The 20,177-nt window shown below is 64.1% G+C and carries 13 protein-coding genes; 4 read left to right on the top strand and 9 right to left on the bottom strand.

The features are described from left to right. Nucleotides 1-138: 138 nt before the first annotated feature. The 4 genes from ACJ70B_RS15960 to ACJ70B_RS15945 all read right to left on the bottom strand — a co-directional run bounded on the left by ACJ70B_RS15960 (nucleotide 139) and on the right by ACJ70B_RS15945 (nucleotide 4,200). Nucleotides 139-1,110, bottom strand: a complete 972-nt coding sequence (locus ACJ70B_RS15960; protein ID WP_408957979.1) for an NAD-dependent epimerase/dehydratase family protein — start codon at nucleotides 1,108-1,110, stop codon at nucleotides 139-141. After that, nucleotides 1,107-2,057, bottom strand: a complete 951-nt coding sequence (locus ACJ70B_RS15955) for a DUF362 domain-containing protein (RefSeq protein ID WP_408957978.1) — start codon at nucleotides 2,055-2,057, stop codon at nucleotides 1,107-1,109. The genes ACJ70B_RS15960 and ACJ70B_RS15955 overlap by 4 nt, the downstream gene beginning before the upstream one ends. Continuing rightward, nucleotides 2,054-3,157 (bottom strand): Gfo/Idh/MocA family protein, encoded by a 1,104-nt coding sequence (locus ACJ70B_RS15950; protein WP_408957977.1) that lies wholly within the window; start codon nucleotides 3,155-3,157, stop codon nucleotides 2,054-2,056. The genes ACJ70B_RS15955 and ACJ70B_RS15950 overlap by 4 nt, the downstream gene beginning before the upstream one ends. 110 nt (nucleotides 3,158-3,267) lie before the next feature. Then, entirely contained in the window at nucleotides 3,268-4,200 is a 933-nt protein-coding gene (locus tag ACJ70B_RS15945) for a polysaccharide deacetylase family protein (RefSeq protein ID WP_408957976.1), read from the bottom strand. Between the two features lie 268 nt (nucleotides 4,201-4,468). Here ACJ70B_RS15945 and ACJ70B_RS15940 point away from each other — a divergent pair, with 268 nt between their 5' ends. The 3 genes from ACJ70B_RS15940 to ACJ70B_RS15930 all read left to right on the top strand — a co-directional run bounded on the left by ACJ70B_RS15940 (nucleotide 4,469) and on the right by ACJ70B_RS15930 (nucleotide 8,902). After that, nucleotides 4,469-6,061, top strand: coding sequence for an alkaline phosphatase family protein (locus tag ACJ70B_RS15940; RefSeq protein ID WP_408957975.1), 1,593 nt, complete (start codon nucleotides 4,469-4,471; stop codon nucleotides 6,059-6,061). 755 nt (nucleotides 6,062-6,816) lie between these two features. Next, nucleotides 6,817-7,875, top strand: coding sequence for a non-hydrolyzing UDP-N-acetylglucosamine 2-epimerase (wecB, locus tag ACJ70B_RS15935; RefSeq protein WP_408957974.1), 1,059 nt, complete (start codon nucleotides 6,817-6,819; stop codon nucleotides 7,873-7,875). Nucleotide 7,876: 1 nt separating this feature from the next. Beyond that, complete coding sequence (locus ACJ70B_RS15930) at nucleotides 7,877-8,902, top strand: polysaccharide deacetylase family protein (protein ID WP_408957973.1); 1,026 nt, start codon at nucleotides 7,877-7,879, stop codon at nucleotides 8,900-8,902. Between the two features lie 235 nt (nucleotides 8,903-9,137). Here the strand turns inward: ACJ70B_RS15930 and ACJ70B_RS15925 are convergent, their stop codons facing one another. Continuing rightward, nucleotides 9,138-10,256: a hypothetical protein gene (locus tag ACJ70B_RS15925; RefSeq protein WP_408957972.1), complete on the bottom strand. Its 1,119-nt coding sequence runs from the start codon at nucleotides 10,254-10,256 to the stop codon at nucleotides 9,138-9,140. A gap of 267 nt (nucleotides 10,257-10,523) precedes the next feature. On the opposite strand from ACJ70B_RS15925, the gene ACJ70B_RS15920 reads away from it, so the two are divergent. After that, nucleotides 10,524-11,549 (top strand): GNAT family N-acetyltransferase, encoded by a 1,026-nt coding sequence (locus tag ACJ70B_RS15920; protein WP_408957971.1) that lies wholly within the window; start codon nucleotides 10,524-10,526, stop codon nucleotides 11,547-11,549. Between the two features lie 55 nt (nucleotides 11,550-11,604). On the opposite strand, the gene ACJ70B_RS15915 is transcribed toward ACJ70B_RS15920, so the two are convergent. The 4 genes from ACJ70B_RS15915 to ACJ70B_RS15900 form a co-directional block, all read right to left on the bottom strand. Next, nucleotides 11,605-13,074, bottom strand: a complete 1,470-nt coding sequence (locus tag ACJ70B_RS15915; protein ID WP_408957970.1) for an oligosaccharide flippase family protein — start codon at nucleotides 13,072-13,074, stop codon at nucleotides 11,605-11,607. 305 nt (nucleotides 13,075-13,379) lie between these two features. Further along, nucleotides 13,380-15,122, bottom strand: coding sequence for an asparagine synthase-related protein (locus ACJ70B_RS15910; RefSeq protein WP_408957969.1), 1,743 nt, complete (start codon nucleotides 15,120-15,122; stop codon nucleotides 13,380-13,382). A 277-nt stretch (nucleotides 15,123-15,399) separates the two neighbouring features. After that, nucleotides 15,400-17,466: a hypothetical protein gene (locus ACJ70B_RS15905; RefSeq protein WP_408957968.1), complete on the bottom strand. Its 2,067-nt coding sequence runs from the start codon at nucleotides 17,464-17,466 to the stop codon at nucleotides 15,400-15,402. A gap of 734 nt (nucleotides 17,467-18,200) precedes the next feature. Continuing rightward, nucleotides 18,201-20,006 carry a hypothetical protein gene (locus tag ACJ70B_RS15900; RefSeq protein ID WP_408957967.1) on the bottom strand — a complete coding sequence of 602 codons (1,806 nt, stop codon included), beginning with the start codon at nucleotides 20,004-20,006 and terminating at the stop codon, nucleotides 18,201-18,203. Nucleotides 20,007-20,177 lie beyond the last annotated feature (171 nt).

Here is a 20,177-nt window from a genome sequence, read left to right as displayed (position 1 = left end):
CCCACTCGTTACTCAACGCCCTGTATCGGTAGAGACGCACCACGACCGTAGCGAGAGTGCGACGCTCGAGATACCGGAGAGACCGAATTAGGAGCCCCTAGTACCGCTGTTACGGATCGAAGCGCCGACGATCGGCGACTACCGTACGTCCTCCCGGTACCACGCCATCGTCTCGGGCAGGTGGGCCTCGAGCGGCCGGTATTCGTATCCCAACTCCTCGCTGGCCTTCCGCGACGTGTAGAACAGCCGTTGGGTCGCGAGGTCGGCCATCTGCCGATCGAAGGGGAACAGCCGGCGATCGGCGACGGCGTCGACGACCTCGGCGACCGGGCCGGCGGCGCGAATCGCGGTCGCGGGGACGCGGATCCGCGCCGGCGAGCCGTCGACGGCGTCGGCGATCCGCGAGACCGCGCGGTCGTACGTGAGGTTCTCGCCGCCGAGGATATAGTGCGCTCCTGTGTCGCCGCGCTCGTAGGCTGCCAGCAGCCCGTCGACGACGTCCGAGAGGCCGACGATGCTCAGGCCACCGGGGAGATGGGCGGGCATCGTCGGTTCGACGCCCATCGCGAGCAACTGAGCGGTGAACTCCTCGTCGCCGGGACCGAAGATCGAGGTCGGGTGGACGGTGACGGCGTCGCCATCGGTCTCGGCGTATCGGTCGACCAGGTCCTCGGCCTCGGCTTTCGAGGCCTGGTAGGCACCGATCGGCTCTGCCACGTCCGTCTCGTCGGCGAAAGCCGCGTTGCCCCGCGGTCGGCGCGTTCCCGATGTGCTGGTGAAGACGACCCGTCCCACGTCGGCATCGCGGCAGGCCTCGAGTACGCGTTCGGTGCCGTCGCGGTTCACGTCCCAGACCGTTTCGGGGCCGGCGCTCCAGAGACCGATCCCTGCGAGGTGGAAGATGGCGTCGGCTCCGTCGACGAGTTCGCGCAGGGTCTCGCCGGCGAAGAGATCGCCGACGTACCAGTCGACGCCCTCGAGGTCGCCCCGGTCCGAGGTCGGTCGGCTGAGGCCGCGGACCTCCCAGTCGTCCGCAAGTAGGCGGTCGCAGAGCCGGCTGCCGAGGAAGCCGGTCGCGCCGGTGACCGCCGCGGTGCGCGTCTCGGTCATCGATCGCCCTCGAGTTGCGGCGGGACGGCGTCGCCGGCCACCGCCGCGTAGACCCTGTAGGCGGTCGTGACGGCCGGATGGGTCTCGTCGGCCGGCGGCAAGTCGCCGTCGCCGATTCGCGCTCGAAGCCGATCGAAGTCGACGTCTCCCTCGACGGTGACCGGCTCGGCCTCGGGGCCGCGAACCGCCTCGAGCGCCGCGTCGGCTTCGGGCGAGCGGCCGAGCAGGAAGGTCGCAACGGCGTCGACGGTGGGGACCGCACCGGCGAAGAGCGTATTCGCCGCCACCGGATCGCCGTCGTAGGCGGTGGTCGCGTCGAGGACGGCGAGTTCGGGCGCGACGGTGCGCGTCATCGCGACGGGAGTTCGATCGGGGTCGCCATCGCGATCGACGAGTCCGGCGAGGGTTCGCATCGCGCCCGCGACCGGGCCGGCCTCGGTGGGGCGCAGCGACGGGACGGCGACCACGGTGCTGTCGGTGAGGCGGTCTGGAATCGAAAGCGCGACTGGATGGCCGTCAACCGTGTTGACCGCCTCGGTCCGCGATTCGGTCGCCAGATCGACGAGATCGGCATCGAATCGGTCGCACAGACTCGCGTAGCCGAGATAGCCGGCCGTCCGGTCGAACGCCATCCGATCGTCGCTCGCGCCGGCGATGGCGATGGCGGCGTCGGTCTCGCGCTCGAGTTGGGCGACGAGCGCCCCGATCACGGCGGGATCGGTCACCGTCCCGGCGGAGGGATGGAACGGGTAGTGGGCGTCAGGGACCAGCGTGATCCGGTCGGCCGCGGCGAGCGACTCGAGGGAGGGTGCGAGAAGTTCGCGAACGGGCTCCTCGAGTGCGGCCATGCGCGTGTCGGTATCGGGCGTCCACCCGCCACAGCGGTCGGCGTCGACGTCGACCGCACGGACCCGCGTCGCGTCTGTGGCGTCGTCCGTCGCGCTCATAGCGTCACCTCCGGGGCCTCGAGCTCGCTTTCGTCGTCCGCCGCGGCCAGTTCGTAGGCCGTCTCGGCGAGGTCAAGCGTCCGTCGGCCGGCCGCGCCGTCGACCGGCGGCCGGTCGTCCGTGCGAATCGCATCACAGAAGTCCGCCAGCGCGTCGTAGTGGGCCTGCAGGTAAAACGTCGGACCGAAGACGTTGGGCTCATCGCGGGTGAATCGGCTGGCGACGTTCGAGAGGGCCGACTTCGCCGCGTCGGCGTAGAAGTTCGCCGGCAAGTGGTCCTCGTTGCTGATCGTCCCCGTCACGCCCTCGAGGCGCAGCCGGGTGTTGACCGCCGGCAGCTGTTCCCACTGGTAGGAGCCACAGTGGAGCGTGACCGTCGTTTCCGTCTCTGGTGCCTCCATGAGCACGGTCGCGGCGTCCTCGACGTCGGTCTCGAGGGAGGTACCCGTCGCAGCGTCTCGAACCTCGAGGTCGCCGAACAGCCACTCGAGGACATCGAAGCAGTGAACGCCGAGTTCGAACAGGGAGCCGCCCCCGGCCGCGTCGGGATCGAGCGGCCACGACGGCGGGGCCTCCCGGGCCGGCGGCCGGCCGAGCGGCCCGTCGTTGAGCCGCGTGATCGAGGCGTAGGGGACGTGGCCGACGCCGCCTTCGTCGTAGGCCTCCTTGACGCCGATCATGTCTGGCTGATAGCGCAGCGTGTGATCGACGCCGACGGCGATGCCGGCCTCGCGGGCGGTCTCGAGCATCGCGTCTGCCTCCTCGGTCGAGCGGGCCAGCGGCTTCTCGACGAAGACGTCGACGCCGGCCGCGGCCGCTCGCTCGACGGCTTCGGCGTGGAGGAACGGCGGGAGAGCGACGACTGCCGCGTCGAGGTCCTCGGACTCGAGTAGCGCCGCGTAGTCGTCGTACGTTCGGGAGACGCCGGCGCGTTCGGCCCGATCGCGGTTCTCGGCGACGGCGTCCGCGGCCGCGACGACCTCGACGTCCGGCATCGCGAGCGCCGACTTCAGGTGTACCATGCCGATGTTCCCGACGCCGAGGACGCCAAGCGAGAGCGCACTCGAGTCGGTCCATCGATTGAGAAGCGTCAGTGCCATCTGCCCGAAACCGGGCCGGCAGCGGGCTTTGTTATCGTCGTCGTATCCGTTCGGGCGACTCGTGTAGTGGTTTCATTCAGCGAGTCGCGCATAGCCCGGTCTCGGGAGTATCACTGACTTACTATCGGTCGGTCGCCGTCTTCGTTCGGGACGCCGGTGACTCGATGCGCGACGTCGGCCATCGTCTCGACGGTGAGATCCGTCTCGGCGCGACGCCGAGCGAGATAGGCGAGAATCGCCCGCATCCGGTGGTCGTCTCGCTCGTGTGTCAGGTTGTTCGGATGGAGCCACATGTGGAAGATCCCGTCTCGTTTCGTCGCTTCGTTGATGCCGTAGCGGGCGAGTGCGACCATCGGATCCTCCCAGACCGACTCGGCGAACGTCCGTGCAGTCCCTTCGAATCCGAAGAGAAACAGCGAGGCCGGGATATCGACGAGTCCGTGTTCGTCGATCGTCGGTTCGACGAGCAACGAGCGATTGAGCACCGTCAGATCGACCATACACCGAACACCGTATCGAGTCGGCGATCTGCTACGGTACGCTTTGATCCCCCGCTCTGCCAGCACGTCGCGGTGACCGATGTCGTTGCGCGGATAGATGAAGGAGTCGACCGACTGATTCCAGTCAGCGGCGATTTCGATACTGCGTTCGAGTTCGGCGTCTGCGAGTTCGTGATCCGTCTCGGACTGACCGAAGAGCACGTGCGAAAAGGAATGGCTAGCAAACTCGTGGTCGACGTCCGACTCGAGAAGCGCTTGCACGAGGTCGGGCCCGAAGCGTAACTCGTCGCGGTCCGCCCACTCGGTTCGTTCGCGTTCGAACCAGCCGTCCGGTGCCGGATGGTCGGCGTGTCTCCCGTCGCAGGTCTCAAGCATGAGATGGCCGACGACCGCCCACGTCGCCGGAATATCGTACTCGTCCAGCAGGTCGAGCATGACAGACCAGCCGCGGCGCCCCGACGTGACCCGTTCGGCCGGCGGATTCGAGAGATCGTGAAAGCCCCAGCCGAGTTCCGCATCGAGCGAGATGATTACGCTGCCCACAGCGACCACCTTCTTTGGACCTGTGCCATATCCGGGGCCGTCTTGATCGGAAGTCTTTGTTATGAATTTCCTGCCGCGGCCAGATCCGTTCAGCACCGCGCGGACGGCCGATATGCACGAATTACGGGTGTATGTCGCGCACGAAGCGTGGTAATACGACCGAACAGGGACATATCAGTTCGACTGATGGCTGAATCATCTCTATAACAAAGCGAATCTCGGTCAACAGGCAGGGTAGCAGGCGTCTTCGACGCCTCAAAACGTAATCATGAGCGGATCTACAACCCCGTCCGAGCGAGCGTTCGTGCTCGGACTCGACGGCGTGCCGTGGAGACTCATCGAGCAATGGAGCGACGAGGGCGACCTCCCGAATTTCGCTCGGCTGCGTGAGGAGGGCGCATCGGGCCCACTCGACAGCACCCGCCCGCCGACGACGCCGCTCGCGTGGCCGTCGATCGCCACCGGCGTCTGGCCGGACAAACACGGCCTCTATGGGTTCCAGAATCTGTCGTCCGAGTACAGCCACGAGATGTACACGAGCCGGGACCTCGCACAGCCGGCCCTCTGGGACCTGCTCGGGCCGGCACACGTCGGAAACGTCCCGATGACGTATCCGGCTCGAGAGATCGACGGCACCATGGTTACGGGGATGATGACGCCCTCGACCGACCGGCAGTTCACGCAGCCGCCGGCCCTGCAAGACGAAATCGACGCGCGGATTCCCGAGTACGAAATCAGTCTCGACTATCCCGAATACGCCGACCGGCTCGACGACTTCCAGGTCGCCGTCGACGACATGCTGGCGAAGCGGCGTGCGCTGATGGAGCTCCAGATGGACCGCGCCGGCGACGACTGGCAGCTGTTTTTCTTCGTCTACACCGCGCCCGACCGGTTCCAGCACCTCGTCTGGGACACGGACAAGCTGCTGGCCCACTACAAGAACCTCGACGAGATTGTCGGCGAGGTCATCGAGTACACCGACGACCACGCGGCCGACCTCTACGTCGTCTCCGACCACGGCTTCGGCCCGATCGAGAACCTCGTCTACGTCAACCGCATCCTCGAGAACGACGGCTACCTCGTCCGGCGCGACGACGAGGGTACGCGCGGGGCGCTCGCGAGCCTCGGCATCTCCAGAGACGCCATTACGGGCGCGCTGAACCGAGTGGGGATCACCGAGGAGACGCTGGTCCAGTCGCTCCCCCGGCGGCTCGTCGACTCCGTCGCCGAGCAGATCCCCGGCGATCACGCCCTCTACGACGTCGACTTCGACCAGACCGTCGCGTTCGTCCACGACACTGGCAACTGCTATATCAACGACAGCGAGCGCTTCGACCGCGGCATCGTCTCGCCGAACGAGGTCCCACGGGTGAAAGCCGACATCAAAGCCGTCCTCGAGTCGGCGACCGACGCGGATGGCGAGGCGCTGCTCGAGGTGTTCGACGGCGACGAACTGTTTCCGACGGACGACGAGGCACCCGATCTGGTGGTCTGTGGTCGGGGGACGTACGAATCGCGGAGCACGGTGTCAGACGAGGTGCTCGGCGACACCGGTACCTACGACGCGAGCCACCGCAGCGAGGGGATCATGCTCTGCCGGGGGCCGTCGATCGCGGCCGACGCGACGGTACGCGGTGCGCGCGTCGTCGACATCGCACCGACACTGCTCCACGGAATCGGCGAACCGGTTCCGGAAACCGCCGACGGTCGGGTGCTGTTCGATGCGTTCGCCGAAGCGGCCCCGCCAGCGAAGACGAAAGTCGAGCGCTCGACAGCGACCCGGGTCGACGCCGGCGAGGAAGTCGACGAGAATTTCGACGACGTCGAAGATCGGCTGAAAGGACTCGGGTATATGGAGTGACTCACCGTCCGCCGATCGGCGGGCTGTCGAGCCGAGAGCCGCCCCGGTTACCCGGTAGGCGATGGCTACCGTCACTGTAGACGGGTGCTTACACGTCGGTAGTCTACTCCCGTCGCATATAATCCAGCGTATAATTACGGAGATGCGTAAACTGCTCTTTTCGTACACATGCCGAGGTGCCCGCCGCTGTGGGTCGGACGACAGCCGAACCGCAGTGGCGCTCTCGAGCATGGGAGTTGACGATAGAGATCATGAATAGACATAACGTGCTACTCGGTATAGCGAGCGCAGCGCTCGGTGCGAGCGCGCTCATCGGCTCGAGCGCGTTCGCCTCGACCGATCGCGAGCGTTCCGATCGACCCGATACCGGCGTGTCCGCCCGGCTCTCTCGTAGCGACGGGGCGTCCACTGGACGAGATCGACTGCGTCGAGTGCGAACGCGATGGCGCGTGGCGAAACGACACGTCGATCAGCTATTTCGCCCGCCGTAGGTTCCGGTCGCCGCTCCGCGCGTCGGATTCCCCGCAGCCGTTTCGATGGAATCCGTGTCTCCGCCCCTGAGACTCCGTTACGGGAGTATTTACTAACACTGTACCTGTTCCACAGGCGAAATAGTTCACGGTGACTATGTACACGGCACAGACGAGTCGCGACCCGATCGCTCCCACCGAGCGACTCGCATTCGCGACCGACTCACGCGAAGTAGCGACGACCGGCCGACCCAGAGCCGAACAGCCGAGTGAGGTGTCCGGCCGATGAACGTCCTGTCGGTCGTCGGTGCGAGACCGCAGTTCGTCAAGGCGGCCGCCGTTTCACAGCGACTTCGACCCGAGCACGACGAGTCGCTCGTCCACACCGGCCAACACTATGATCCCGAGCTCTCAGACGTGTTTTTCGAGGAACTCGCGCTCCCCGAGCCGGAATTTCAGCTTGGCGTCGGATCTGGATCTCACGCCCAACAGACAGCCGAAATGATGAGCAAGCTAGAACGGATCGTCGACGACGAGTCCCCCGACGTCGTTCTCGTCTACGGCGATACCAATTCGACGCTGGCGGCCGCGCTCGTCGCGGCGAAATCGCCGGCGTCGCTCGCCCACGTCGAAGCCGGGTTGCGGTCTTACGACCGGTCGATGCCCGAAGAGATCAACCGACGGCTGACCGATCACTGCTCCGACTTCCTCTTCGCACCGGGCCCGCACGCAAAGGAGACCCTCGAGCAAGAGGGCATCTCGGAGGACGTGTTCGTCCCCGGCGACGTGATGTACGATACGCTGTTGCAGATTCGCGACCGAATTCGGGACCGCGACGCCACCGAGGACACCGTCCCCGACGAGTACGTTCTCGCGACGGTCCACCGCGCGAAGAACACGGACGATCAGGACCGACTCGCAGCGATCGTCGACGCGTTTTCGCGGGTGCGCGTTCCCGTCGTCTTCCCCGCGCATCCGCGCACGGTCGCGGCGTTGCGAGAGTACGGGCTCTGGGAACGAGCGACGGAAGATATCCGCGTCATCGATCCAGTCAGTTACGGGCGGTTCATCGGACTCGTCGAGGGCGCGACCTGCGTCGCGACGGATTCCGGCGGGGTCCAGAAGGAAGCGTTCTACCTCGACACGCCGTGCGTGACGCTCCGCGAAACGACGGAGTGGATCGAGACGGTCGACGCCGGCTGGAACACCCTCGTCGGCGCGGACTCGGCCGCGATCGTCGACGCCGTGCGGGACGCTGCCGATCCGCCAGTAAAGCCCGATCTCTACGGGAACGGGAACGCGGCGGCACGTATCGTCGACCGCCTCGAGAAGCGCGTACACTGAGATGACCGGCGATACTGACCGCCGACCCCGCCTCGGCTTGACGGTTGCGGACGGCGGGCGCGCTCGATCCACAGCCCCGTCCTCGTCGGACTGGAACGTCGCTGACGTGCCGCGCGATCGGTCCTCACTCCCGGGAGACGCGGCGTTCGCGCTCTGTCTGACGCACGACGTCGATCGGCCGTACAAGGGGTTTCGATCGCTCTACTACGCGACTCGAGAGCGGCCGGGGTATCACCTGCGGACCGCGCTCTCGTCGACGAACCCGTACTGGCAGTTCGAAGACATCATGGCGCTCGAGGACGAGTTAGACGTCCGCTCGGCGTTTTACTTCCTGAACGAACAGCACCTGCTCGCCGACCGGCCGATCGACGAGTGGCTCTCGCCGTCGAACTGGGTCCAGCACCTGGGTCGGTACGATATCACCGCGTCCGAAATCGTCGATGTCGTCTGCGCCCTCGACGACGGCGGCTGGGAGGTCGGCCTTCACGGCTCGTATCACTCCGCCGACGACCGAGAGCGGTTGCGCGAAGAAAAGGCGGCACTCGAGGACGTCCTCGGCCGGCCCGTCGCCGGCGGTCGACAGCACTATCTCCGGCTTTCCGTCCCGGACACGTGGCGACACCACCGAGCGATCGGCCTCGAGTACGACGCGACGCTCGGCTCGAGCACGGAGTGTGGGTTTCAGGCCGGATACCGTCCCCTGCGGCCCTTCGACGACGACTTCCTCGTCTTCCCGCTGACGATCATGGAGCAGGCGCTGCCGGACCCGGGGACAGACATCGAGGCCGCTCGCGACGTCTGCGAACGGATACTCACGGAAGCGGCGGAGCACAGCGCCGTCATGACTGTTCTCTGGCATCCCCGATACTTCAACGAACGGGAGTTTCCCGGCTTCCAATCGCTGTATCGATGGCTCGTCGAACGAGCGCGGGAGCGCGGCGCGTGGATCGGCTCGCCTCGCGGGCTCTGTGAGGCGATCGGTCGCGACGGAACCGGTCGCTCTCGCCGTTCGAAGTCGAGCATCTGATCGGGCGACGAGTCCCACGAGCGGCGACGGTGACGGGGCCGTCTATCGGACGATTGCAGGTCGTTCGAACCGCCACCGGCGGATCGACCTCGGACGGCGGAACGATATCGAACGGCGGAACGATGTCGAACGACGAAGCGGGTGTCGGACGGCGGAACGCGTGGGAACGAAGCGTCGGTCGGAAGCGGACGGCCCTCGTCGGGTATCGGTGCGACCGCGCCGGCGACGCGGTCAGTCAATCGCTGCCGACACTGATCGGTGGCTTCGAGTGCGAGCGGTGCGGGGAGTCGAATCGACTGACCGACTCGATTCCGTTGACCGCTCCGCGTGTGATCGCAGTCTCGACGATCACGTCGGTGAGATTTACCGTGTCCGAGAGGAACGCGTTTCGCCGCCGCTGCCACGTGTCGTCGATTCCCTCGTCACAAAGCAGGGTCGTCGACAGCTCGAGCACGTCGTCGAACCGAGACACGTTGTGAATCAGCCCCTCGTTCTCGAGCTCGAGGAAGTTGCCCATGTCCGACTCGCCGACGAACGAGTTCGACCGAATTGCCGGGGTTCCGAGCAGGGCGGCTTCGGTGACCATCGTCTGCGTATCGGCGACGAGAAGCGCCGCCTCGGCGAGCGCGTCGTGTAGTAAGGCGGGGTGGAAATCGAACGGCCGTGCTGGGAGCCCCGCGAGGTCTACGCCGTTTCCTTCGTCGGAGACCAGAATCGTCGCGTCGTCGCTGAGCCGTTCGATGAGGCGGCGACACTGCTCGCTCGTGATCCCGTTCTCGCCGACGTCGTGTTGCGAGCCGAACGCGTTGAGCCGGAGGATGGCGTACGGCTCGTCGTCGTCGAGTCCGAGTCGCTCTCGGACCGACGGGTTCGGCGTGTAGATCTCCGGATGGAGGTACGCGCACTCTTTGAACCCGGCGAACACGTAGTGCTTCGCGCCGAGATCCTTCTGGAACGTATTCGGCGTGAGCACGGCTCGAGCGAACGGCGTCGAGACGGCGTGGTCGAACGACGCCGGTTCGGAATCAATAAGCAGAACGGCCGGCGTTCTGGTCACCGCCGCGGTGTGTGCCGCGTAGCCGCCCATTCCGAAGACGAGGTCCGGATCGAACCGCCGGGCGTGTCGTATGGCCCGGACGTAGTGGGCGGGCAAGCGACTCAGCAGCGATCCTTTCGACGTATCGCAGTAGCCGTAGACCTCGTACGGCAGGTCGTGCCACTCGAGTAACTCGACCGTGCAGGTGTAATCGCGAGCGAGGACGAGCACCTCGTGTCCCCGGTCTTGCAGCGTCTGGACGGCGTGTTTGTACAGGTGAACGTGTGCCGGTGTGTTCGTAAAGAACAGGTATCTCATGTTGAAACCCACCTTCTTCTGGATGAACGATATCAATTCTCCGTGTTTGTTATCTCGCTCGTACCGATAGTGTCTGGAGCGAGTGAGAGTCGCCGCGGGAATCACGCGGTCGGTACCGATCGGTAGTGTCGCTGTACCCCGTTTCGTCGCGGGTCCGCTCGCAGCCGACCGGCTCGAGGGGCACTCATCGAGTCACAGTCGATGACCCTCTGTATCCGATTACTGAGCGAATAACAAGGTCCGTCGTACGGATACGATCGGCACAGTATGGACGTCAAACGAATCGGTCTCGAGGACTGGCGCGACGCGCTCCCGGCATCCGGATCCGAAGTGTTTCACGAGCCGGCTGCGCTCTCCGTGCTCGAGGACTACACGAACGCGGAGTTGCAACTGTACGGGGCGTACAAGGGACAGCAAGCGGTCGGATTGCTGCCGGTGTTCATCACCGATCGCTCGATCGGCCGAACGGTCCTCTCGCCGCCGGTTTCGCTCAGCGTCCCGCGACTCGGGCCGATCGTCGACCCGAATAGTCCGAAACGACGGAAACGAGAGCGGATCAACAACGCGCTGATAGAGGCTGTCATCGACGATCTCGAGGTCGCGAAGCGATCGACCCTGTTCCGAATGACGTGTCCGGTCGACTACGCTGACCCGCGACCGTTCCGATGGAACGATCTCTCGGTGGAGCCGGAGTTTACGTACGTCGTCGATCTCAAGGATGCCGACGATATCGAAGACGCCATGACGGGGTTCAGTAAGAGCCTCCGAAACGAGATGCGTCGGTACGACGAGGTCGATCTCTCAATCGAGACCGAGGGCATCGATACCGCCCTTCGGATCTACGATGACGTCGTCGACCGCTACGAACAGCACGACGATTCCGCGCCGATGTCGCGTTCGTTCCTCCGTGCACTCCTCTCGAGCCTGGACGACGACCGGTGGCGCGTATACGCAGCGCGGACGCCCGACGGGACGTACAAAAGCGGCATCATCACGCTTTTTTCCGGCGATCTGGCCTACTACTGGCACGGCGGCGTCACCGCCACCTACGACCACGTGAGCGTCAACAACCTCCTCCACCGCGTTATTCTCGAAGATCTGGTCACCGATCCCGAACTCGAGTCGGTGACGGGATACGACCTCGTCGGTGCAAACACCGAGCGACTCTGTGAGTACAAAGGGAAGTTCAACGGCGAACTCCGGCCGTACTACGTAGTCGAATCGTCGGGACTCGAGATGCAACTCGCGAAGACGACGTACCAACGGCTCGCTGGCTCTCTGTCCAAGGGGTAAGACAGCACGTCGCACCGACCCCGTAGGAGCCGGTGGAATCGTCGATGCCGACCGCTCACGTCAGCAGCGATACCGTTTCTCGCGGATCGAAGAGGCCGCTGATCGTCGCCATGCTCGCCCAGATCGCGGCTCCGAGCACGGTCACGCCGAGCAACGAGACGATGTTGGCGGCATACGGCATCAGTCCCAGAACGCACAATCCCATTACGGCGGAGATGCCGGTCGTTCCGAGCGCGGTCCGAAGGAGGCGGGTCGTGTGCAGGTCGAGCTCGGTGTGGACGATATAGAGGTTGGCCAACGAGTACGCGCTGTACGTCACGACCGTCACCGCGGCCGCGCCGACGACGCCGTACATCGGGATGAACACGATGTTCAATCCGAAATTGGCGATCGAGCTCACTCCCTTTGCGATCGCCCGAACGCGAGCCCGGCCGAGGAAATCGAGTACGTTGGTCGTGACGAGCGTCACCGATTGCACGAGGACGAAGAAACTGAATACCCGGACCACCGGAACTGCGCCGGCGTACTCGCGTCCAAACACCAGCAGTACCGCCGGTTTCGCGATCACGAGGAGTCCGACTGTCGCCGGCACGTACAGCAAAAGCACGTACTCGACGGTCGATTCGTAGAGCCGTGCGGCGCGGTCCAATTCGTCGTTGGCCTTATCCTCGCCGAACGTCGGGGAGACGGCGAATCCGATCGAGCCGGCCGGTGCCAGAACGAACTCCGATATCTGCTTGCCGAGCGTGTAAAACCCGACGGCGACCGGAGTCATGAAGACCCCGATCAGGACGGTATCGATGCGCGCGGCGATCACGCCCGCGCTCCGCGAAACCGTCAGCGGCACGCTGTACTCGAGGATGCGCCGTCGAAGCCCCGCCTCGGGCGCGTCGGCGGTATCGAACGTGCGGTAGAACCGCGTATAGAGGAGGCCGAGCCCGATGACGGCAGCGACGGCCGCGGCGACCGCGTACCCGAGGAGCGCACCGACGACGCCCCAGCCAAGCGTCACGAAGCCGACGACGAGCGCGATCCGAGCGAGGTAGTTAACGACGTTTACGATCGCGCTCAGTTCGACCGCGTTGAATCCCTGAAACGCGACGGTGTTGAACGTGTGCAGCGACCGCGACGCGAGCAGCCCCGCGCCGACGAGCAACAAGACACCGAGGCCGGGTTCGCCGAGTGCGGTCGCGACCGTCTCGCGGACGAGCACGATCAGCAGGACGGTCGTGACAACGAGCAGGAACCGGTATTTCAGCGCGATCGAGAGGATGTGGGGGACTTGACTCGAGTCCGCTTCTTTGAACTCCGCTACGTACCGCGCCGCGGATCGTGCGATCCCGAGGTCGCCAAACAGTTGGGCGACGCCGATGATCGAGATAGCGAGAAAGAGGAGTCCGTACTCGCCCGGACTCAACAGCACACTCGAGAGGAGAACCATCAGAAGTCCGTTGACGCTTATGTTCACCGCGCGGGCGACGAACGTCGCCTTGATCCCGGCGGCGATTCGATCAGAGACGGACATTCGATCTCGGAGTGCGGAAGGCAGCGAGCGTGTTCGATCGACGGCCGTCGGCGAACGAAAACCGGTCCGGGAACCGCCGGCGTTGCAACTGTCTCATAGTCTGGCGGTGTCGACGACCGCACGACCCCTTGTTATGAAGAACGTTCGATCGCTGTGCGTTCGATATGGACCCAGTCTGACGCTATAACGGCGTCCTACGATCGGCGACGGTTCGAGCGAGACGGAGACCGCTCGAGGCGTGCCCTCGAGAGCGACAGTCGCCGACGCTCGACGCTGCTGTGGTGGCGACCGCTCGCTACGTGTCATCACTGGACGGATGCACTCGCCGGCCGCGGGTTCGGGGTCCCCCGAAGCGGATCGACGTGGCGCTGGAGCCAGAGTTCGAGACCGGTAATCGACGCCAGCGGGATCAGGTTGCCGGAGTCACCGGAGCGGACTCGATCGCGCATCGCGAGGATTGCGTCCCCGTCGAGGAACGGACGGCGGCGAGCGTCATCGACGAGACCGTCGATGAACGACCTGACGTGGTCGTCTTCCCGGTAGTGGGTGAGATACGGTCCGGCCGAATCGTCCGTGAGACGGCCTGCGAGTTGCTTTCCGACGAAGGCGACGGCATGCGTCCAGTACGACCGCGACGGCGCGACGCCGGTCCGCTGGTACGGAATCTCGTCGAGACCCATGCCGAGTTCCCTGACCACTCGGAGTTTGATCGGCGGGACGCCGAGCGGAATCTTCCCGTCCGACCACGGGACGGTCTGCATCCGCTGTTCGGCGGGCATCGCGAGAAAGTGGTTCAGAAACGCACCGTCGCTGATCGTTCGCGTCCCGACCTGGCTCCGCTGGACGACGTTGCTCCGCATATGGAGATACGAGTACATCCGCTGGATCGCGTCGCACGATCGGCGTGCGTTACTGTCTCCGCCGAGATCCGCGACCTCCTCGCGGAGCGACCGGCGGGGATCGTCGACCGACGGGACGAGCGAGGCAACTTCGTCGACCGAGAGCACCTTGCGCTTGCGGTACAGCGTCTCCGCCGGTGGTACGTCGTGTTCGATGTAGTACGACCAGACGCCCTCTCCGAGAAACGTCCCGCCCTCCATTACGACGTCGACGGTGTCCGCGAGCTCCTGAAACATGAACGACAGCGCCGGCACGTACGCCCATGACTGCATCGCATCGTTGCAGTCGACGCAGCGCTCGAGGCTCTCGACGAACGCATCGGGCGAGCCGGTCACGTCCGCGATGTGCCGGTGGTGAACGCCGAGGCCGTCCGCGACGCGGGGTGCGATGGTGTTGTCTCCTGGCAGTCCGTTTTCGTAGGAGAGCGTCGCGAAGTCAGCGCCGATTCGACGGAACGTCGCACCGGCGACGCGACTGTCGATACCACCGGATAGCCAGAGTCCGAGGCGGCCATCGACGGAGTCGGCTACGTCCTCCATCGCATCCTCGTAGCGTCGAACCCAGCCGTCGACGTAGCTCTCGCCGGCACTGGCTCGAAAGTCGGGGTACCAGTAGCGCGTCGTCTCGACCGTCCCATCGGTATACGTGAGATACGTCGCTGGGGGGAGATTGCTGATCTCCTCGATGAGCGTCTTTTCGCCGACGACCGCTCCGACCAGCAACAGATCACTCACCGCTCGACGATCGACCGTCTGCGACGAGATGCGTTCGAGGAGCGGCGTCAGCTCGGACCCGAAGTAAAAGCCGTTCTGCGCGGCATAGTAACAAGGGCGGCTGCCGACCTTGTCGGTCGCGACGCGGATCGTTCCCGTGTCGCGGTCCATCACCGCAATCGAGAACGGCCCCTCTAACGTCGGCAGAACGGCGTCGGGAGTGTCCACGATGGCCCGGAATAGTTCCCCCGTCGACCACGGGAGCTCGCCCGCGTTCGAGACAACGCCGTGGATCGCACCGAGAACGCGATCGCCACACCAGATCGTGCCACTCTGCGAATCTTTCTCGCCGTGGTGGGCACACCCCACCCCGTACCGTCCCAGCGAGCGACGCTCGGTCTCATACCAGTCCTCCTGGTAGAGCGAGTCGATCATTGCGTCGATGGTCGGTCTCCCGGCGGTTCCGCCGACAATACCGGTCATTGGCAGACGTAGCACGGATCGAAATTATTGTAATGAACTCTATTACCGAACGACGACCGCAGAATCCAACGCATAACGGCGATCCGGGGGAGAAATAGACTACCGACGGCCAGCGAGGCGTTCCTCGAGCGACCAGACGGACGAATACCCGGCCCGAGTAGGGCGTTGCCGCTTGAGAGCGCCCCGGGGGGTACTCGACCGTCAGGACTCGACCGAATTCGGCGTGGCGTTACCGATTTCGTGCGTTATACTCGAGGTCAACGGTCGCATCACCGCTCAGGCGGAAGTCGACGATATCGCCGTCGAACCAGTAGGCGTCGAGTTCCTCGTCGACGCTGCCGCTGACGGACGTTCCGTCGACCGCGTCGCCGGGGTCGACCGAGGCGTCCCGGTAGTTTGAGGTGACGACGTCGCCGTCGACGGTAAAGGAGTACGACGACTTGCCGTCGGTGCCGGCACCGTCGATGACGATGGCGTTCGCGAGGCGTTCCTGGCCGTTGTACTCGTCGGGGTCGATCCGCTGGTCGTCGAGGTAAACGTGTGCTGAGCCGGCGTGGAAGGTGACTGCGGAGAGTGCCCCGGAGAATCGGAACCGCTGGGCACCGCGGTCGATCGATCCCTCGACAGTGGTGTCTGACCGCACCGTGGCGTGGTCTTCGGAGGCGTCGCCGTCGATCGTATCGATCGTGCCGTCGACCGTGATCTCGTACTCGGCGCTCGAGCCGTTGCCGACCAGCGTCAGGACGTGGGGTTGTTCGTCGCCGTAGTCGGCGGGGTCGACCTGCTCGCCATTGACGTAGACGCGGGCATCGCCATCGAGCGTGAGATCGGTCAGTTCGCCGCCAAACCGGAAGCCGTCGCGCCAGCCGGCGACCGAGCCGGTGATACGGCCGCCGTCGACGGTGTCCTCACCGTCGATCGTGGCACCCTTGACCGTCGCCTTCTCGGCGGCCCCGGAGACCGCGAACTCGTAGCGCGTCCCGCCGGACGTGCCGACGCCGTCGACCAGCAGCGTGTTCTCGAGGGCCGGTTGGTTGCCGTTGTACTGATCGGGATCGATCACGTCCCCGTTGACCGTGACGCGAGCCGAGCCCTGGCGGAACGCGACCTCGCGGAGGTCGCCGGCGAAGCGGTATCCGTCGACGTGGGAGGCGTCCGTCACCCAGCCAGTGGCGCTCGTGCCGTCGACCGAATCGTAACTCTCGAGCGAGCCGGCGTTTGGATCGTCGACGAGTTCGTCGGTGGTCTCGACGTAGTACTCCGTCGGCTCGCCGGTGCCCGTGACCGTGAGGGTGTTCCCAGGGAGGTCCGTCCCGCCGTCGCCACTTGAGGGTGAGTCAGACCTGGGGGCGGGGGTACCGCCAGCAGCCTCCGATGCGGTTTTGGGACAGCCCTCGGGGATGCGCTCTCGCGGCGTACCCGCGGAACTCCCGTTCAGGGTGCCGTTCGCCTCGCGGACCGTTTCGAAACGAGTGGTTCCGTCGAGCGTGACCGTCGACGAGCGACTGTATCCCGACTGGCCGACGACGATGTCGGTGCTGTTATCGCCGAAATCGCAACCGCGAGCCTCGGTGTTCGCCCATCGCGACCAGAGCCCGCGTACGGTTCTGAACGACACGCAGTTGTCGACGTACGAGCCGTTCGTGCCGATCCGGAATCCCGAATTCTCCAGGTCGGAAGCGTACGAGTCGTGAATGCGGACCGTTCCACCGTTCCCGTTGTTGGAGCGATTCCCGGGGTCGCTTCCGTAGACCCCGTGTGAGGGCATGTTTTCGACGTAGAGGTTCCTGATCTCGAGGTCCCCCGCGTGGTCGAAGTGAACGTATATTCCCGACGGAAACGCCGACGTGCTCCGTGCGTACGACGTTCCCGGTAGATAGACGTTCTCGATGACTCCCGTTGCGCCGCTGCTGGGCACCTGCACGACGAAGTTCTGGCTACCGGGTGTCGAGTCCAACTGGCCGCGAACGCCAACGTTGCGGATCGTCCAGTCGTCCGTCGTCGCCGTAATCCGGTAGCTGGCACCCTGCGCCGTGATGTCGATCAAGACGTTTTCCCACGTTTCGCCTCGAGAGAGACGTTTTTGGAAGGTCTCACCCGCGCTCACTTCGATGACGTCGTGATCGGTCGCCGCGCTCGTCACACCGGCCGACGCGACCGCCGACGCGGCGGCCGCGCTGGTCAGTTTGAGGTACGACCGCCGGTCCAGTAACGACCGCTTACCACCATCACGACCGTCTGTATTTCCCGGTACGGAATTTTTCTCTCTATTCTTACATTCTGGTTCTCGTGACATACGTCCGGTAACCCGAACGTAACCGATATAGTCTTTTTGTAGTCTTATCGGCGAAATATAAAATTCTGTGGGTATATATTCAGGAATGCAGTACTATTGCCGCCATATAGTGAACGAATATAAGAATATAGTTAAATCGTTTCTATCTCACCCAACAATATAACTCAAGCATCTTGTATCGATAAATGGCTCTTTTCTGTCATAGCGGGCGCTGGAACACAGGTCAAAACGGACGTTCGTCCCCGGTCGGGTTCGACCACTCGTCCGGACGGCATATCCATCGAGAAACGGTGTCCTGAGTTCCGCGAGCGGCAGTCGATATCGTGTTCGGACGCTCGACCGCGGGACGCAGCGACGGCCGTCGGATCAAACTCGAGCGCGAGCCGGTGAGACCGCAGATGGCTTCAGGGAACGGCTCCCGCGCTGGCGACCGCCGCGAGTTCCCGCCCGCCCAGCGCGTTCTCACCAGGTAAACCGCTTGCTTGAGGAGTAAAAACACGAAGAGTGACCGACAGTCCGTCTCGGTCTCGGCTTTCGAACGTCGTCCATCGACAACCGAGCGGACCGTAGAGCGCGACGATCGAGCCGAATGCGCTCGGCGTGACGGCAATGATTACGACCGAGAACCCTCCTCGAGCGTCGAACGCCGATTTCGAACGCAGTATCGTCGCCGTGTACGATCGTGATCCGACGGCTCGAGACCGGGCGGTGAGCGCGGCGGTGGGCCGTTCGTTTTAGGCCGCCGTCTCCTCGCTGTCGGCCGCGCCGCGAACGTAGTACAAGTTGAATTCGCCGTTTGAGTGGACTCGACTGACGCCCCGCTGTGAGGGGATCGACTCGAGTTGCGACTGCGAGTATCGCAGCCCCTGATACGCGGTCACCTCTCGTTTTCGGTCTGCGTGCGTTACGACGAGGTACCTATCGTCGGCGTATTGGGAAGCGATTCCGTCCGCGATCGCCTCGCCGTATATCGCCTCGTACTTTCGCGTCCGATCGAGGTTTCCGTACATCGCGTCCTCGTAACGGCTCGGGCCTCCGCGGATCACGGCGAACGTGACGTTGTCGTCCTTGTTCTCGAACGTGGTCTGGTGACCTTCCATGGACATATCTGTGACATGAGGTGATGCCTGATAGATGTACGGCGACGGAAAGACGACGAGTAGTGAAACAAGGAGCACGACGCCGAACCCGACGATAGAAGCGCTGTAAACCGCAGACGAGCGGTAATTCCGTGCAAGAGCGGTCGTTCCGTAGGCGATAGCGACCGCCCCCATGATCGTCACCAGCACCATCATCAATCCGAAGACACGGAAGTACATCGCTGAATACGAGCCGAAGAAATACACTGCAAACAGGCCAGACAACCCGAGTAGACTAACGACGAAATACGGAAGCAGGCCATCAGTTCGCTCCGCGAGGTCGCGGTTTCGGACCGACCAGAGGACGAGGACGCCAGCGAAAACCAAGAAGAGCAAGCTCGGACCTAACAGCTTCAAAACCAGTTCGAAAAGGCTGACACCGATTTCGCTGAGTGACGACCCCTGCGAGCTGACGGCCTCCGCTGCTGCTCCACCGCCGACGAAGTACGATGCCGCACTCGAGAGCGCGTACTTGAACACGTCACCGAAGAAGCCGTGTTTCGATATCCAGACGAGAAAGATGGCAACCAACAGGGCGGTCTGTCCGACGATCGGTCGGTGAGTCGCAATCGGATGGTCGCCTCGAAAACGACGATACAGGAGCTGCAAAGCGATGATACCGAGAAACATCACGAGAACGTGTGCCGCGAGTTGCGGGTGATAGACGACGAGCGCGATCGACGTGAGCGCAAAGAGCACGCCCATGCCGGACGGGGATCGCAGTGAGGCGGGACTGCGGAGGTATTTCAGCAATATGAAGATCGAGATCGACGAGAAGAGGATCGCTTGCGACATGGCGTGAGGGACGATGAACGTGTGAATCGTCGTGATTGGAAGGAACAGAAACGCAGAGAAGGCACCGGCAACCGTACTGAACCGGCTTTGGAACACGAGCGACGTCGACAGTGCGACGAAGGCAAAGAACAAACACGACAAGGCGACGATCACCAGCAACGCAGCCTGGGCGAGATCGATCCCGACCGTCACGGAGAGAAACGTCGTAACCAGATGCAACGCGGGATACCGCAATTCGATCGGCGAGAACGCGCCCGACTGAATGCTGTGCATCCACCCGAGATGAGTGAGCGCGTCACCGGCACCGTAAAATCGGTACCCCCGCAAGACGGGCAGGCCGACGAACGCCGCCATCGAACCGCCACCCAGTCCGAGCGCGAGGCGGCGATACCAGTCGGTGGTCGCCCGAAGAGCGACGAGCAGCGAAACGAACAGCGCACACCCGAACAGCGCCCAGAACGAAAGCGGCGTGCTCGAGTAGAGAGACACTTCGTAGCCGGTCGCTGGCGCCGAGTGAGCCGCCAGCACGGCGCCGGCGAGAGCGAGAAATCCGATCGCGAGGAGGCTGCTCTCTGCCAGCGTCGAACGTGACCGTGCGTGTGACATTGGCAGGTCGTCCACAGTGCCGTTCCTTGTTATGACACGCGTGACTGACCGTAATTTGTGCGTATACGAGTGTCCGGATAGCAGTCGAGGAGCGAGCGGGACCGATCGCCCTTCGGCCGGGAGAGACGGACCCGGTCGAACACCGGTCGCAAACGCTCCATAACAAAGCGT

Origin of the sequence: Natrinema sp. 74 (genome assembly GCF_046097095.1) — an archaeon.
Lineage (GTDB): Archaea > Halobacteriota > Halobacteria > Halobacteriales > Natrialbaceae > Natrinema.
This window is presented reverse-complemented; position numbering and strand designations above follow the sequence as displayed.

Coding starts and splice junctions, on each gene's coding strand:
- ACJ70B_RS15960 (WP_408957979.1), bottom strand. CDS start 1,110: ATGACCGAGACGCGCACCGCGGCGGTCACCGGCGCGACCGGCTTCCTC.
- ACJ70B_RS15955 (WP_408957978.1), bottom strand. CDS start 2,057: ATGAGCGCGACGGACGACGCCACAGACGCGACGCGGGTCCGTGCGGTC.
- ACJ70B_RS15950 (WP_408957977.1), bottom strand. CDS start 3,157: ATGGCACTGACGCTTCTCAATCGATGGACCGACTCGAGTGCGCTCTCG.
- ACJ70B_RS15940 (WP_408957975.1), top strand. CDS start 4,469: ATGAGCGGATCTACAACCCCGTCCGAGCGAGCGTTCGTGCTCGGACTC.
- wecB (WP_408957974.1), top strand. CDS start 6,817: ATGAACGTCCTGTCGGTCGTCGGTGCGAGACCGCAGTTCGTCAAGGCG.
- ACJ70B_RS15930 (WP_408957973.1), top strand. CDS start 7,877: ATGACCGGCGATACTGACCGCCGACCCCGCCTCGGCTTGACGGTTGCG.
- ACJ70B_RS15925 (WP_408957972.1), bottom strand. CDS start 10,256: ATGAGATACCTGTTCTTTACGAACACACCGGCACACGTTCACCTGTAC.
- ACJ70B_RS15920 (WP_408957971.1), top strand. CDS start 10,524: ATGGACGTCAAACGAATCGGTCTCGAGGACTGGCGCGACGCGCTCCCG.
- ACJ70B_RS15915 (WP_408957970.1), bottom strand. CDS start 13,074: ATGTCCGTCTCTGATCGAATCGCCGCCGGGATCAAGGCGACGTTCGTC.
- ACJ70B_RS15910 (WP_408957969.1), bottom strand. CDS start 15,122: ATGATCGACTCGCTCTACCAGGAGGACTGGTATGAGACCGAGCGTCGC.
- ACJ70B_RS15905 (WP_408957968.1), bottom strand. CDS start 17,466: ATGTCACGAGAACCAGAATGTAAGAATAGAGAGAAAAATTCCGTACCG.
- ACJ70B_RS15900 (WP_408957967.1), bottom strand. CDS start 20,006: ATGTCACACGCACGGTCACGTTCGACGCTGGCAGAGAGCAGCCTCCTC.